Origin of the sequence: Sulfurihydrogenibium sp. (assembly GCF_027448985.1) — a bacterium.
In the GTDB taxonomy this organism is placed as follows: Bacteria; Aquificota; Aquificia; order Aquificales; family Hydrogenothermaceae; genus Sulfurihydrogenibium.
The window spans coordinates 1-13,753 of the sequence record NZ_DAIDMN010000033.1 but is presented as its reverse complement, the minus strand read 5'-3'; the positions used below and the strand labels follow the sequence as shown (position 1 = coordinate 13,753).

Sequence of the window (13,753 nt, the reverse complement as noted above, 5' to 3'; positions counted from 1 at the left end):
AAAACCAAAAGGTTCTGATAAACTTGGAACAAAAGTAGAACTAAAAAACATCAACACTTTCTATAAGAAGGTCAAGAGATTCTCTCATTATAAGGGCTAACGCTGTATCTATTACGTCAGATGATGTTAATCCAAGGTGTATGTATCTTCCGTTTTCTCCTACTTGCTGTGCTACAGCTGTAACGAATGCTAAAACGTCATGGTTGTATACTTTATCTAACTCGTTTATTCTTTCTACCGTTTCGTCATCTATATGGGTTTTTTCTATAATCTCTTTTAAGGCTTCATCTGGTATTTTACCGAGTTTGTTCCATGCTTTACATACTGCTATCTCTACATCAAGCCACTTTTGAAATTTGTTTTTTTCACTCCATATGTAGCCCATTTTTTCTCTTGTGTATCTCTTTATCATGAAAGCTCCTCTTTTAGTATTTTGTTGACAAGTTGTGGGTTTGCTTTTCCTTTTGTTTCTTTCATTATCTGTCCTACTAAAAATCCAAGTATTTTTTCGTTTCCGGATTTGTATTTTTCTACTTCCGCTGGGTGCTTTTCTAAGACCGCTTTTACTATCCTTCTGATTTCATCTTCGTTTGATATCTGTTTTAATCCTTTTTCTTCTACTATCTGTTTTGGTGATTTTCCTGTTTCAAATGCTATATCGAATACTTCTTTTGCTATTTTTCCGGATATGGTACCATCTGTTATTAATGATATAAGCTGAGCAAGGTTAGAAGGTGTTATAGGTGAGTTTTCTATTTCTATACCTTTGTCGTTTAGTTTTCCAAGTAGTTCGTTGAGTATCCAGTTTGATACAAGTTTTGGGTTTTGAGGGAATATTTTTACTACTTCTTCAAAGTAGTTTGCAAGGTTTTTATCAGATGTTAAAACTTCTGCATCGTAAGAAGGTAAGTTATACTGCTGAATGTATCTGTGGTATTTTTGGTCTGGAAGTTCCGGAAGGGAGTTTTTAATCTGTTGTATTTGGTCTTCTTTTAAAACTACAGGTAAAAGGTCTGGGTCAGGAAAGTATCTGTAATCGTGGGCTTCTTCTTTTGTTCTCATTGTGTAGGTTTTTCCGGATTCTGGGTCAAAGAGTCTTGTTTCTTGGATTATTTTTTCTCCTTTTTTAAGGAGTTTTGCCTGCCTTTCTATTTCGTACTCTATGGCTTTTACGATGAATCTAAAGGAGTTGATGTTTTTTAGTTCTACTTTTGTTCCAAGTTTATCAGAACCTTTTGGTTTTAGGGATATGTTTACATCACATCTGAGTTGTCCTTTTTCCATATCCGCTTCTGATACGCCTATGAATCTCATTATGTTTCTTAGTTTTTCCAAGTATTTTCTTGCTTCTTCTGCAGATGATATATCCGGTTCCGTTACAATTTCCATAAGTGGAGTTCCGGCTCTGTTTAAATCTACATAGGACTTACTTCCTTCATGAATCGTTTTTCCTGCGTCTTCTTCTATGTGAAGTCTGTGAATCCGGATTTTTTTAAATTCATCTACTACTTTTATCTCTATGTATCCATCGGTTGCTAATGGTTTATCATACTGGGAAATCTGGTAGCCTTTTGGTAAATCTGGATAAAAGTAATTTTTTCTTGCCATTATAGAGAGATTGTGAATTTTACAGTTTAAAGCCAATGCAGCTTTTACAGCGTATTCTATGGCAGTTTTGTTTATGACAGGTAATGTTCCGGGATGAGCTAAACATACTGGGCATACATTTGTGTTAGGTTCAGCTCCAAACTCAACTTTACAACCACAAAACATTTTTGTGTTGGTACTCATTTGGACATGGGTCTCAAGACCTATTACCACATCAAACTCTTTTTCCAACAAAACAGCAGACTCCATTATTCTTACCTCTAAATTATTTTTTTCCAGTTAAAGGAGCTTTTAGATTTTTAATGGCTCTCTCCGATGCGAATTTATAACGAATATCTTGTTTAGCTAACTTTTCTAACTCAGCTTTTATCTGTTTTTCCGCTTCGTCAGAAGCATTTTTATAACCTAAAACGTACGCTACAATAGCAACAAGTGCAAAACCGAAAAACTCAACAATTTTACCTATTACGACAGATGTGGATTGTAAAAATAAACCACCTACCGCCATTACTATTCCAGTTGCAAGAATTATTTTCCAGTATCTTAAAATGGTCTCTCCTAGCATAGCGACTCCTTAATGAAAAATATTTGTAATATTATACTTGAAATTAAGCTCATTTTGATGTATATTATTTATCTGCTAACGGAGGAGTGGCTGAGTGGACGAAAGCGGGTGATTTGAAATCACTTGAGGGTTGACAGCCCTCCGGGGGTTCGAATCCCTCCTCCTCCGCTTCTATAATATAATTTTTCAAAAATTCGGGACACCCCCTGTTTAAAAAAACCTTGTATGACAACAATTGTCGGCTGTCCCAGTGCACATTTTTTGTGCATTGTATTTTTATTTCAAAAATTCGGGACACTTCAAAAGAAAGTAAATTTTGATGTATCTGTTCCGGATTTGTATTTTAGTCCATTTTTGTAAATCTTAAGGCTATAAGAATAGTTGATATCGCAAGCACTCCTATATTGCTTACATTCTGCACCTACCTTCCAAACGCAGACCATACCACGCCTGCATTCTTTTTTGCAGTCTTCCCATTTAAAACTGTTTGCACGCTTACATTCTTTTAAAACCCAGTCTCCACCGTTGTAGCGTTGATATGTTATCCATAATGGCTTAACAAGGATACTCTTGAGGTAGTAAGCAAAAGCATAAAAATGTTGTGTGCTGTAAGGTTTTGTATAATCCGGATATACAGGTCTTAAGAGAGTGTCTAAAAACTTGGGGGTAAGCTGGAAGTATCCGATAGAGCTATGACCGTCAAGACTTATTCTCCATTTGCAGTTCGTCTCTGTTTTAGCAAGCCCAAGATTAAACCACCAAGGAAAGTCTTCTGCAATAACCTTAACACTTGCCTGTTTAGTAGGTTCTAAGATTTTTAAACAATTATCCTTATCCGAAGGCGAAGACCAAGCCAGTGTATAAAAGAATAGCAATACTATAAAGCTTTTTATCCTCATCGTTCCATTCTACCACTCCAACTTTCAAAAGTCTTGCCACATAGTATGCCACGAGCCCCGCAGACCATAGGAAAATTTTTCTTGCAAGAGCGGATGCGAGCTCCTGTGAAATCATTGAAAAACTAAGCGCGATATAGAGCATTACAATTGCGAACATAATCTCAAGTCCATAGTAGCGGAAAATTCTTTTGATGTAGTTCACCTGCACACCTCCTGAGCTTGTCTTAATTTCTCGCTGTAAACTCTGCACATGCGGTAGTTCTCAAGGAGTATCTGTAGCAGTTCTGGATAGCTCGTATTCGGGGTTGGTTTGATGTATTGGGGCTCTCCTATATCCGGAATTTGACATTTAACCGGTACGCTAACTGTTTTGTAGGCTACCTTTTCCGCACAAGAGAAAAGTAAAGAGAAAAGTAAAAAGGTAGGAAATAGCATAACCGCTTTTTTCACGGCAAAGCCCTCTCCACTTCTTTGTATTTGTTTAGCATCTCTTGTAAAGCCTGACATTCGTTTATGTTTTGCGGTATTTCTATTGTTAGAGGTTCATAAATCTTTTCTATCTTTACCCTCTGCTTTTTAAACTCTTTAAGTTTTTTCTCGTAATCCGCCTTCATGCTTTCTATCTGTGCGTTCTGGACTTCTATTTTGGTGTTGCATTCTGTAAGCTCTTGTCTTGTTTTTGTAAGCTCTTCTTTGATTTTCATGTGAAGGTGGCGTTCGTGTATAAGTCTTGTTGCAAGCAAAATACAAGCGACTAATAAAACAAAAGCGAAAGCTCTTAACATCATTTTAGAAAGGTATAAAGCTCTTAACATCATTTTAGAAAGGTATAAAGCTCTTAACATCATTTTAGAAAGGTATTTTGATGTCAATATTTAGCAATTCTTCGAGAGTTGTTGCACTGTTTATTTCCTGTTCTTTCTCATTACTCCAATTTCTTATGTTATTTCTTAACTGATAAATTTGAGGATATTTTTCCTGGATTGATAATCCGAGTTCATTGCATTTAACAATAGTCCAATCTGTTTCTTTGAGTTTAATATTTGCTTGCCATTTAACTGTATCAATAAATGCAGATTTAAGTGTATCTAAATCTGTTGGTATAATCCATTTTTCTTCAAATTTTGTTGGCATTCCGTTTTCATCATATTCACTTGGTGTAATTGTTTTTGGTTCAAAATTTTCATAAATTATATCGCCAAGTTTGAGTATTTTTATCATTTCTTATCCTCCTATATTTCTAAACTTTTTTTACAGTACTATATTTGATACTATGTTTCTTGGTACACCATTACTGTCTCTGACAATGTTAGTTATATAATCTCTTGCTGATTTAACGTTACCATTTTCATCAATGAATTGAAGGTAAGCTATATTAATCGAACCAAGAGAGATAGAGCTTAGTACTGCACCATTTCTAATCTGTATGTTATTATTTGAAACATTTACTGAACTAATTGAAAAAGTACAAAATGAGTTATTAATGTCTGACCAATCTCCAATATGACCAACTAAATGTGCAGGACTGTTAATAGTTATAAGATTTTTATTGTTATCAGGTCTGTTAAACCAATTAAATGTTATAACAGATGGAGTAAGATAGGATGATTGAGTACCATATAAAACAAATTTATTCCTCCAAGTATGATAAACTGGGTTACTTGGTAACCCAATATTTGTTATTTCTATATATGTATTGAGAAAATGTAGTTTTGAATTTGCTAGGAGAAAACATAGTAGTAAATACATATATCCATATACATTATACCAACCAACTCTTATTGTTTTCCAATTTCCATTTATATATACAGTTCTATTTTCTATTGAAATCGAAACTTCACCAGATGTTGTATAATCAATATCCGATAGTAAATTTATATATACAACCCCACCAGCAGGAACACTATTAATTGCTTTTTGCAATGTTTTAAATGGTCTATTTACACTACCATCATTTCCATCATCCCCATTAACCTGATCAACGTAAACTGTTTTCGACATCACTGAGTTAGCATCTGCTATTAGTTGATTTACAAGAGCTTGTCTGTTTGGGAAAGTGATAGTTTGTAGATTACCGTTGCGGTCATAGTATTGCATTGTAATATTGCCTGTGGGTGCGCTTACAAAATCTACCCACTTTCTAATTGCCTCATCCATGTTGGTGAGGTTCATGTCTGCTCTTTGTGCGAATCTTGCTAAGTCAAATGTTGGCATCTTTTACACCTCCTATATGGTATTAAGCCTTAAACTGCTTATTAATGCAGATATGTTTGCTGTGTTTTGAGCTAAAATGTAGCTTAAAGTGTTTATGTTTGTTGCAAGCGCTATTTGGTTTGTCTGTAATGTTTCTATGTCTGAGAGTATTTTTTCAATGTCTTCTTGTATTCTCTCTATTGCGGAAAAAACTTCTCTGTCGTTTGCGAAAAGCCTATCCCTTGCAAGTTTAAGTAGTTCTATATCCTTTCTGAGCGTTTCTACACTCTGAGTAGTAGTGAATATATTGTCAAGAATCATTAAATCCTGCTGTGTCTCATAGAAGGGGATATATTGGAAATTTACATATCTTTGGATATTTGAAAATGTTAGCTGGATTTTAAAGATTTGTCTTAGTGACGGCGGGAAAGGATATGGCGGTTTTGCAATCATAAAGAGTGTTCCATCGTCAAGGTATAGCCCAAAGGTTCGTCCCCAGTCGGTCGCTTCTTCTTGCGGTATATCAATCAAAAATTCTACTGTATCGTTAGAAATGGGTATGTATCCTGAAATATCTCCGCTTTTCCACACGCCGGGTAGTGTAGTTAGCGTTGGGTCAAGAGGTATATCTTGATTGGATACTCTGTAGCTTTGTGGTTTTATGCTCTTCCCTGTGCGTGATGCGTCGGAGAGCTTTAGTATTCCCTGTGTTGTCAATATGCTCTGCCCTACTGCCATTTTACGCCTCCATTATTGCTGTAGCATATAGTTCTGCTGTCGTGCCAAAGTAGGTAAAGCATCTTCCTTGAGCTTGCCACTCAAACTTGTCTATCATCTCAGTTGCTCCCCAGCTTTCAGCCATTGTGCCGGAGTATGTGAAACATCTTCCTCTTGCAAGATAAGTAGCAATCAGTTCCTCAAGTAAGCTTCTTTCGTTTTTATATTCGTTTATAAGGTTTATAAGCTTATCTATAAGTTCGGGTGTTAGTTCTTTGTTTGAAATTCCGACATCTACCTTAAACCTGTATGGCTCTCCGTTGTATTCGTACCATTCCTGAATATTCCCTTGCAGATTCAAAGTTTCTAAAACTTTTAACAAAGCATATTTGGTTCCTTTATATCTATGCAATTGTATTGCGTTCTTGAGTAAGTTTCTTTTTTCCTCAAGGCTATTTGCAAGTTCGTATCCTTCGATGTGAAACTGCCAAGCCAAAAGGTCCAAAAGCTCTTCCGGCAGTTCATCTATGCGTGAGTATATAAGGACATTTTGGACTTTTTCGTTTATGTCTGTGAAGGAGTTGTCAAATACTTCAACAAGTTTGGTAATATTTTCATCTTGTCTTAAACTTGGAGGCAAGACTTCTTTAATCATTCACTAAGCCTCCGTATTGTATCCTTTCAATAATACCTTTTGCTACTTGTTCTATTGAGATTTGGGTATAGACAGGAGAGATTACACGCACTCTATATGCTCCTGCTTCTTTCACTCTTTTTACGAGTTCTTCCGGAAGTATGTCTCTTCCTATTTTTGAACCAGTCCAAAGAATAAAATCTTGAATCGCTTTCTCTATGTTTTGTTGAATGTATGAAACTTTTGCTTCGTCTTTGCGGTGTATGTAATACTCAAGGTTTATAGCATAAGAGACTGTTTGTGGTGCGGAAACTATCACTTGGTCGGTTAGAGGTCTAACTTTTTCGTCGGAAAGATATTTTTTTACAAGGTCTATCATTTCTGTGTTCGGAAGTTCTCCATCTTGAAGTAGGAAAAGCACCTTAACCACTCCCGGATTTGGACTGTAGACTTCAACATCATCTATAAGCTGGTGCGCGGTTTTTGTGTGATATATGTAAGCCTCTCTTGAGCCCGCGTTGGAAAACCTTTCTATGGAAAGTCGTATTCTTTCTCTAAACCTTTCATCGTCTTCAGCATCTACTGCATACATAGACATCGTGATATTTTCTACTTTTGTGATATATGGTAAGGGGTCGAGAAGTTGGTTAATTTGCCCTATGGAAAAGCCGTTGCCAATAGAGCCAGAGATTTCACATTCCGCTGGTATATCTACATATGTTTTGCCAGTTTGTATTTTTGCTTCTTCTGTGGTTTTAAAAACAATTTCTCCTGCAGATACTCTTGTTCCTGCTGGAATAACCACATCAAAACCGAGAGGTTCATCAATACTAAATCTCAAAATAGTTTTTGCAGGCTGTGCAGGAAGTCTCTTTATGTTATACAACTCAGCAAGTGCATCAAGAAACTGTCCGCTTGCATAAGCCAAAAGGTTCTGTCTGCCTGTGTAGTTTATGTTGTTGTTGATTAGAGCTAAGGCGTAGGTTTGTAGATTTAGGATTAACCTCTCTGGGTCTGCTGGATATAAAGTCCTTCCAGTTAGAGTTTCGTATTGTTTAACTAACTCTTGTTCGTAAAATAATGGGTCGTCTTGTATAAACTTTACATCCATAAATTGTACTCCACTATTTCGTCTTGAATGTCAAGTAGTAAAGATATTTTTATTTTTCCACTGTAATCTTTTTCAAGTTTTACTTCTTTCACTTTTACTCTTGGTTCCCATGTTTCTATTGCATCCACTATTTCAGCTTTTATTTTTCCAATTGTCAGCTGACTAATTGGTTTATCTATAAACTGAAAAATATCTGTTCCAAACTCAGGTCTATGTATATCAGAGCCCTTTGGTGTAGTAAGAATTATTTTTATGTTTTGCTGAACACTTCTAACAATGTCATTCTCAATTAACTTTACCATACCAAAAAAAATAAATCAGAATTGTGATAGATTAAAGCGAAATTTTCCAATATTTTCAATGACTAATCATTTTTCTAATTGAGACAATATCTCAAGTCCCATTTTTGAAATTTTTCAATTTTGGGACTTGAGACAAAATCTCAATTGGAAAGGTAAATTTCTTTCAGATAATCTGGTAGAAGTTTAGAGGGATATTCTTTATTAGCAATTTTATCAAGCCACCACCACCAGTTTTCAAGAGGAGGGTTTATCTCTCCGGAATCCCTTTCCCACACAGGGTCAGCTCCATATTTAAGTACATGCTTAATAAGTCTAATATCGTATTCCTTTACTTTCTCTTCAAGTCCTCTTTCTTTGATGATATCCCTTGTAGGTAGAAAAACTCCGGCGGTGTATTGGTCGGTTGTCTCAAGAAGTTTACGCCCTGGTCTACCAGAAGTTCCTAAATCCCAGTCTTCAATCAATTCTTCATCCGACTCCTTTCTTAATGCTTCATATAAGCTTGAGTATCCCATCTTTCATATGACTCCTTAAATAATTTTCCACATCTCTCACTTTAAAATAAGTCCTAATCCGTAAAGTGTCGTCGGAGCTAACCACATAGTGATCTCCTTTTATGAAGATAAGAAAATGTTCTCCATCTTTTATCTCAGCATAAACCCTTTCTGGCATCCTAATTACATTGTATACACTATTTTGATATTCTTCAATAGTTTTAAAACCAAATTCGTCTTTATGTTTGTTGAAGTGTTTTGTCAAATTTCTCTTTGAATCTTTGTATGCATTAACTCCACCTTCAGGTCTCAACCAGTCTGCTCCAAGATGGGCTTTTATTCTCTGAGAGATTTCAGCGGAAGATAGATTTTGGTAAAACTCCTCAAGTTCTCTTTGAGCTGGTGTGTCTTTTGCAAAGTCTGGTCTTTCAACCATTACGGGTAGTTCTACCTCATCCTCGTAAGCGACGATACGGCATCTGCAGTGAATGTGTGCGGGTGGCCACTTGTTAGGAATGCTTGCGGTAGAGCCTTTCCATGGCTCTTTCAATATTGGTTTCAATTCCTTAATAATAATTGGGTCTTCGGAGTGTTCAATTGTATCAAGAATTCTAATCGCATCATCAGTTCTGAAAATTCTTCCATCTAAACTTCTACAAATGCTGCATGTAAGTCTATCATTTGTTGCATCCCATCTGTAATATTTCACTCGTGCCTTCTGGAAAGCCCTTAGTCTTGCAGAGTTTCTGAGATAATTCACCGAAGTATCTATTATTTGTCTTGCTTTCCATTCTGTCTGAGGTTTGATATATTCCCCAAACTGGTTTAAAAACTCTCTTATTCCTTCTTGCCCACGACCTATAGGGTTTCCTTGTTCAAGATAGTATTTATTCATCCAGTTAATCACCCGCAAACGAAGTTGAGTATCTCCTTGAAAGAATCTACCAAGATAAAAATCGTGCAACTTTAAGGTATAGTTTATGCTTCTTTCATCTGCTATACGAAAATCAATAAAATCTTCACTATTTACTCTCTGAAGAATATTTAAGGGCAAGGCTTGAGCTTGTGTCTTTTTGTATATGTCTTCCAGCCCTTTAAGAAGCTTATCTTTTACATTATCGGGTAGTTTCATATGTTCTTCCAGTGTAAGTAAAAGTATCCTTGAAAAATCATTAAAACTTACAAAGAATTTTGATATAGCAATGAGTTTTTGAAAAGCGGATTCAAGTCCTTTGTTGAGAGAAGGCAAGACTATGGAAAGGAGTTTTCGGACATACTCATTGCCCTCTTCGTCCCAAGCTCCTTCCTTTTTGTCCCACTCCATTACTTCCTCCTTACAGGATATCCGCCAGCAGGTTCCTTGCTTCTTCCACTGAGATAACTCCACCCTGAAGAAGACTCAAAACCCATTCAACTTTTGTTTTTTTAGCATCTTCTTCATCTTTTGCATTAAAGCTTGGTGGGTTGGCAAAGATTACATTTACATCATCCGGAAATATACCTTTGAGTGCTAAATGAAGCTTGTAGGTGTATTCAAGAAATCTTTCAATTATATTATGATAATTTTTCAGCTGGGATATAAAAATATGTAAAGAAACTGAAGCCCAAGTTTCAGTATAGCCATCTGAGAAGCCAAGTAGTGCTGGTTGAGCTTTAGCGGATTCAATAGTCCACTTTTCAAGAGTTGAAAGAAGTTCTTTTATACCACCAATGCTTGCTGAAATATCCTTAAAGTTTACTTCTGTTCCTTCAAAATGAAGAAATATACCTTTATTTAGATTTTCAGTGATTGATTTTCCTGTTTCTTCAAGAAATTTCTGTAATCTTTCTTGATATTCTGATTCTGTTTCTGATGGAGCTTTAGGTAATGGCGGAAATTTGACATCAAGGAAACCAAGAATTCCAAGTTTTTTAGCAAGATTTGATATTTCTTCTGTAAATTGATTTGTTGTATTTATTAGTGATAGAGATGCAAGCATTGGCGGTATTCCGTACGGAGAGCCATCTATTGTCAAAAGTGGAATGTATATATATGTTTTGGGATTGAGTTCTCTTATCTCGTTGTTAGACAGTATTTGATAGGGTTTGAATTCGTCAGTTTCTTCATTGTATTCAAAATAGATATCCTTTGGATGCACTCTTACAATTTTTGCAACTCCATCAAGTTTTTCTGAAAGGACAATCTCACAAGAGATAGCCCCATAGAGTATTATTTGAGTTATGAGAGAGTTTACAAGAGCATCAATGTTTTGCTGTGATGCAAACAACTGTATTTCTTTTTTTGCATTTTCGTTTTCAGGTACTATTTCAACTGTATGTCCTGTGTTTGCTAAATTTACAAAAAGGTTGTGAATCTGAGAAAGAATTGGATTTGTAAATACAGCTTGTTCTATCTGTTGAAGAGCTTCTCTTGGGTATTTTGGATTTATAACTCTTGATATTACATCTTTGGTTTTTGGTAAGTAAACAGAGAGTGGTTCTACACTTTGCCTTCCGGGTTTAATATCATTCTTCTTAAAAAGATTTAAAAACCATTCTTTTACATTCATAAAAACCCTCTAAATTATATAAATAGGAAGTATTTCTTTTTTATCTTCTTGAGAATAAGAATAAACTGCCAAAGCAAGAGACCAGAATCTGTCTGCGTGTCCTTCCTCTGCCCTGCCTTCATAGCGAATATTTCCTGCATCAGTCACTGTTCTTTTTACAGAATGCAAATCCTCCCTTAAGTCATTATCTTTAGGAATTTTAATGAGTTTATCCTGAAATTTAGCCTTCAATCTTTCTGCAAGCTCTTCTTTCATGCGTGCTGTAAAATACACTCTCAAAACCTTTGTTTCTCCCCACTTTTTTTGAATCTCTTCCGCCAGTTGCATACCTATACCGGTTTCATCTATTGCAACTTTTTTTGCAAACGCTGAAATGTGGTCTATGATTTTGAACTGCTGAGAAAAAGGAAGATTTCTCAATATTTCAAGCCTTCTCAGATATAAAACTGAACCAAGTTTTTCAATGACAGATATACATGTAAGGTCGTGCCTTCTTCCGATATCTACTCCCACATATATATCACCTTGCAAACTCCTTAAATCGTCAGTAAGCACATTTTCCTCTTCACAAGCTTGAATAAGCTCATAAGAAAGCAAAACCTCCTTCTCATCAAGAAACTCACAGAGATATTCTGTCTTCCAAGCGTTTTCGTTTTTTATTCCTCGCTTGAGTTCCTCCACATCAATGTTTAACCCCTTCTCAATGGCATCATAAATAGTTAGCTTCATTCTAAACCAGAGCGGGTCATCTTTTGCCGTTTCCCACAAGAAATAAAAAACATCTTTCTTGCTTCTTGGAGTGGAAATAGCAATTAGTTTGTATTCTTTCTTTCTTGTGATGGTTGGGAAAACCGCCTGATAAACCTCAAAGCCCTTGTCAAAAAAGCTTGCTTCGTCCATAATTACATCACCTGTAAATCCTCTTACAGTTTCGGGTTTACTGGGAACTGCAATAATTCTTGAGCCATTTGAAAATCTTGCTTCAAGGATGTTTGCTACGGCATCTTCAAAAAATTCAACATTTGCATTTTTTAGAGCATTTATATGCATTCTTACCTTGTCCATAAATTCTTTACTTTGCCTTTCAGAAGGTGAAATTACTAAAACTTTATGATTTTTGAATGTAATGCATCTTTTGATGGCAAAGTAGCTAAGTAGAAAGCTTTTTCCGGTCTGCCTACTCCACAGCAAGACGCTGTATTTGTGTTTTTCAATTTCTTCTAATGCTTCTTGTTGATATGGTAATAGTATGCTCATGCTCCGTAAATCTCCTTGAGCATTTGTAATAAATCTTCTTTGCTTACTGTGTCTTTTTGAGCTGTTTCTAATATCTGTTTAACTTTTTCTGCTCTGTATCTTTCAAGCTTTTCTATGACTTTTGCTAATCTATCAACAGAAAGAATGAGTTCTTCTGGTTTTTCAAAATCCATCATCTCAATGTCTTTTACAAACCTGAAAAGCCTATTTGCAAGAATTTTTGTGATACCTTCCATCACATCCGATGCAGGCTTTTCTTTAAGTGCTTCAACTAACACTTTTGTTTCTTCGTATACTTCTTGAAACTCTTTTGCTGCATCCGCATAACTCTTGAGAGTTCTATGAATTGAACTTTTGCTGATATCATACCCTTCCGCTTGAAGAATATTTGCAATTGTTTTTATGTCTTTTTTCTCTTCGTGATACATATAAACTATTCTATCTATGATGTGGTATAAATTTGCTTTTGATTTTCTTGCCATTTAATCCTCTTTACTTTTCTTCTTCAATAAAAGTTATTCCTGCATCTTTTATTGTTCCCTCTGACACATCAATACCTTTTGCTGTAAGTTTGTAATATTTAATGACTTTGAAAGGCTTAAATGGATGCTCTAATTCTATTTTTTCTACATAACCTTTATCTACAAGATATTGAAGTGATTTTCTGATATCGTCATCAGAGTAGTATTGATATAAAATTCCAATTATAGTTAGCTCTTCTATCTCTTTTGGATATATCCTTTTAAGAAAATCTATTATCAATCCTCTAAGTGCTTTCATTGATTTCATTTTTCCCTCTTGGCTTCAAGTAGTTTGATAAGCTCTACTATTCTTTCAAAAACTCTTTCTATTCTATCTTCAAGCCTGTTTAACTCTCCTCTCCACCCGGAAACATCTTTGTAATGTTCTTCTTTCGTAATAAAATCAGTGCTTATTTGCTCTATCTTTTTGTTTAAGGAGCTTAACTCTTTTTGCAGAGTTTCTATTTGTTTTTCGAGAGATTGATTTGCTCGATATAATATGTATATAGCCACTATTGTTATTATAGCAGGAGGAACATCTTTAAGAAGAATATTTTCCATTTTTTTCCTCTAAGTAATCTGATAATTTCATAACTATGTAAGGTTCTTCTCTATCTGCTTTTATAACAAGTTTATTAGCACCTTGAAGCATTGATGAAATTGAAGTTTTTTTTCTTGCTTTCACTTGAATTAAGCCGATTTTTTCTACATATAAATCAGCTGAACCCAGAGAGCCGGCTGAACGAACTACCTTAAATCCATATTCTTCAAATATTTTCTTTACAAGCCTTTCTACTCTTGAACCTTTCGCTTTTGCCTTCATACCAAAAAAATAAATCAGAATTGTGATAGATTAAAGCGAAATTTTCCAATATTTTCAATGACTAATCATTTTTCTAATTG

At 35.3% G+C, this 13,753-nt stretch carries 20 protein-coding genes and 1 tRNA gene; 1 reads left to right on the top strand and 20 read right to left on the bottom strand.

Features of this window, described 5'->3' with window-relative positions; all coding sequences use genetic code 11:
• Positions 1 to 40 precede the first annotated feature (40 nt).
• The 3 genes from NE054_RS04205 to NE054_RS04195 are packed head-to-tail and all read right to left on the bottom strand — an operon-like array spanning position 41 to position 2,173.
• Complete coding sequence (locus NE054_RS04205) at positions 41 to 412, bottom strand: lyase family protein (protein WP_297888941.1); 372 nt, start codon at positions 410 to 412, stop codon at positions 41 to 43.
• The gene (gatB, locus tag NE054_RS04200) at positions 409 to 1,857 is read right to left on the bottom strand and encodes an Asp-tRNA(Asn)/Glu-tRNA(Gln) amidotransferase subunit GatB (protein WP_297888939.1); all 1,449 of its coding nucleotides are present in this window, start codon (positions 1,855 to 1,857) and stop codon (positions 409 to 411) included. Before gatB ends, NE054_RS04205 begins: the two co-directional genes overlap by 4 nt.
• Positions 1,858 to 1,873: 16 nt before the next feature.
• Positions 1,874 to 2,173, bottom strand: coding sequence for a hypothetical protein (locus NE054_RS04195; RefSeq protein ID WP_297888936.1), 300 nt, complete (start codon positions 2,171 to 2,173; stop codon positions 1,874 to 1,876).
• An 80-nt stretch (positions 2,174 to 2,253) separates the two neighbouring features.
• On the opposite strand from NE054_RS04195, the gene NE054_RS04190 reads away from it, so the two are divergent.
• A tRNA-Ser gene (locus NE054_RS04190) sits at positions 2,254 to 2,341 on the top strand.
• 131 nt (positions 2,342 to 2,472) lie between these two features.
• Here the strand turns inward: NE054_RS04190 and NE054_RS04185 are convergent.
• The 17 genes from NE054_RS04185 to NE054_RS04105 all read right to left on the bottom strand — a co-directional run bounded on the left by NE054_RS04185 (position 2,473) and on the right by NE054_RS04105 (position 13,673).
• Positions 2,473 to 3,072, bottom strand: coding sequence for a hypothetical protein (locus NE054_RS04185; protein ID WP_297888933.1), 600 nt, complete (start codon positions 3,070 to 3,072; stop codon positions 2,473 to 2,475).
• Entirely contained in the window at positions 3,005 to 3,274 is a 270-nt protein-coding gene (locus NE054_RS04180; RefSeq protein WP_297888930.1) for a hypothetical protein, read from the bottom strand. Before NE054_RS04180 ends, NE054_RS04185 begins: the two co-directional genes overlap by 68 nt.
• Before the next feature lie 244 nt (positions 3,275 to 3,518).
• Complete coding sequence (locus NE054_RS04175) at positions 3,519 to 3,917, bottom strand: hypothetical protein (RefSeq protein ID WP_297888927.1); 399 nt, start codon at positions 3,915 to 3,917, stop codon at positions 3,519 to 3,521.
• Positions 3,918 to 3,921: 4 nt separating this feature from the next.
• Positions 3,922 to 4,293, bottom strand: a complete 372-nt coding sequence (locus tag NE054_RS04170; protein ID WP_297888924.1) for a hypothetical protein — start codon at positions 4,291 to 4,293, stop codon at positions 3,922 to 3,924.
• A gap of 30 nt (positions 4,294 to 4,323) precedes the next feature.
• Positions 4,324 to 5,286 (bottom strand): hypothetical protein, encoded by a 963-nt coding sequence (locus NE054_RS04165; RefSeq protein ID WP_297888921.1) that lies wholly within the window; start codon positions 5,284 to 5,286, stop codon positions 4,324 to 4,326.
• 12 nt (positions 5,287 to 5,298) lie between these two features.
• Positions 5,299 to 6,003 carry a hypothetical protein gene (locus NE054_RS04160; protein ID WP_297888918.1) on the bottom strand — a complete coding sequence of 235 codons (705 nt, stop codon included), beginning with the start codon at positions 6,001 to 6,003 and terminating at the stop codon, positions 5,299 to 5,301.
• A 1-nt stretch (position 6,004) separates the two neighbouring features.
• Positions 6,005 to 6,637 (bottom strand): phage tail protein I, encoded by a 633-nt coding sequence (locus tag NE054_RS04155; protein WP_297888916.1) that lies wholly within the window; start codon positions 6,635 to 6,637, stop codon positions 6,005 to 6,007.
• Positions 6,630 to 7,727, bottom strand: a complete 1,098-nt coding sequence (locus NE054_RS04150; protein WP_297888914.1) for a baseplate J/gp47 family protein — start codon at positions 7,725 to 7,727, stop codon at positions 6,630 to 6,632. Before NE054_RS04150 ends, NE054_RS04155 begins: the two co-directional genes overlap by 8 nt.
• On the bottom strand, positions 7,718 to 8,029 hold the full coding sequence (locus NE054_RS04145) for a GPW/gp25 family protein (RefSeq protein ID WP_297888911.1): 312 nt from the start codon (positions 8,027 to 8,029) through the stop codon (positions 7,718 to 7,720). The genes NE054_RS04150 and NE054_RS04145 overlap by 10 nt, the downstream gene beginning before the upstream one ends.
• A 140-nt stretch (positions 8,030 to 8,169) precedes the next feature.
• A complete protein-coding gene (locus NE054_RS04140; RefSeq protein ID WP_297888908.1) occupies positions 8,170 to 8,544 on the bottom strand; it encodes a hypothetical protein in 375 nt (124 codons plus the stop codon).
• Complete coding sequence (locus tag NE054_RS04135) at positions 8,522 to 9,847, bottom strand: minor capsid protein (protein WP_297888905.1); 1,326 nt, start codon at positions 9,845 to 9,847, stop codon at positions 8,522 to 8,524. Before NE054_RS04135 ends, NE054_RS04140 begins: the two co-directional genes overlap by 23 nt.
• A 10-nt stretch (positions 9,848 to 9,857) precedes the next feature.
• Positions 9,858 to 11,072: a hypothetical protein gene (locus NE054_RS04130; RefSeq protein ID WP_297888902.1), complete on the bottom strand. Its 1,215-nt coding sequence runs from the start codon at positions 11,070 to 11,072 to the stop codon at positions 9,858 to 9,860.
• Positions 11,073 to 11,081: 9 nt separating this feature from the next.
• Complete coding sequence (locus NE054_RS04125; RefSeq protein WP_297888900.1) at positions 11,082 to 12,329, bottom strand: terminase family protein; 1,248 nt, start codon at positions 12,327 to 12,329, stop codon at positions 11,082 to 11,084.
• A complete protein-coding gene (locus tag NE054_RS04120; RefSeq protein WP_297888898.1) occupies positions 12,326 to 12,811 on the bottom strand; it encodes a phage protein Gp27 family protein in 486 nt (161 codons plus the stop codon). Before NE054_RS04120 ends, NE054_RS04125 begins: the two co-directional genes overlap by 4 nt.
• Positions 12,812 to 12,821: 10 nt before the next feature.
• On the bottom strand, positions 12,822 to 13,118 hold the full coding sequence (locus NE054_RS04115) for a hypothetical protein (protein WP_297888895.1): 297 nt from the start codon (positions 13,116 to 13,118) through the stop codon (positions 12,822 to 12,824).
• Positions 13,115 to 13,411, bottom strand: a complete 297-nt coding sequence (locus NE054_RS04110) for a hypothetical protein (protein WP_297888892.1) — start codon at positions 13,409 to 13,411, stop codon at positions 13,115 to 13,117. The genes NE054_RS04115 and NE054_RS04110 overlap by 4 nt, the downstream gene beginning before the upstream one ends.
• The gene (locus tag NE054_RS04105; RefSeq protein WP_297888888.1) at positions 13,392 to 13,673 is read right to left on the bottom strand and encodes a Holliday junction resolvase; all 282 of its coding nucleotides are present in this window, start codon (positions 13,671 to 13,673) and stop codon (positions 13,392 to 13,394) included. Before NE054_RS04105 ends, NE054_RS04110 begins: the two co-directional genes overlap by 20 nt.
• Positions 13,674 to 13,753: the final 80 nt, after the last annotated feature.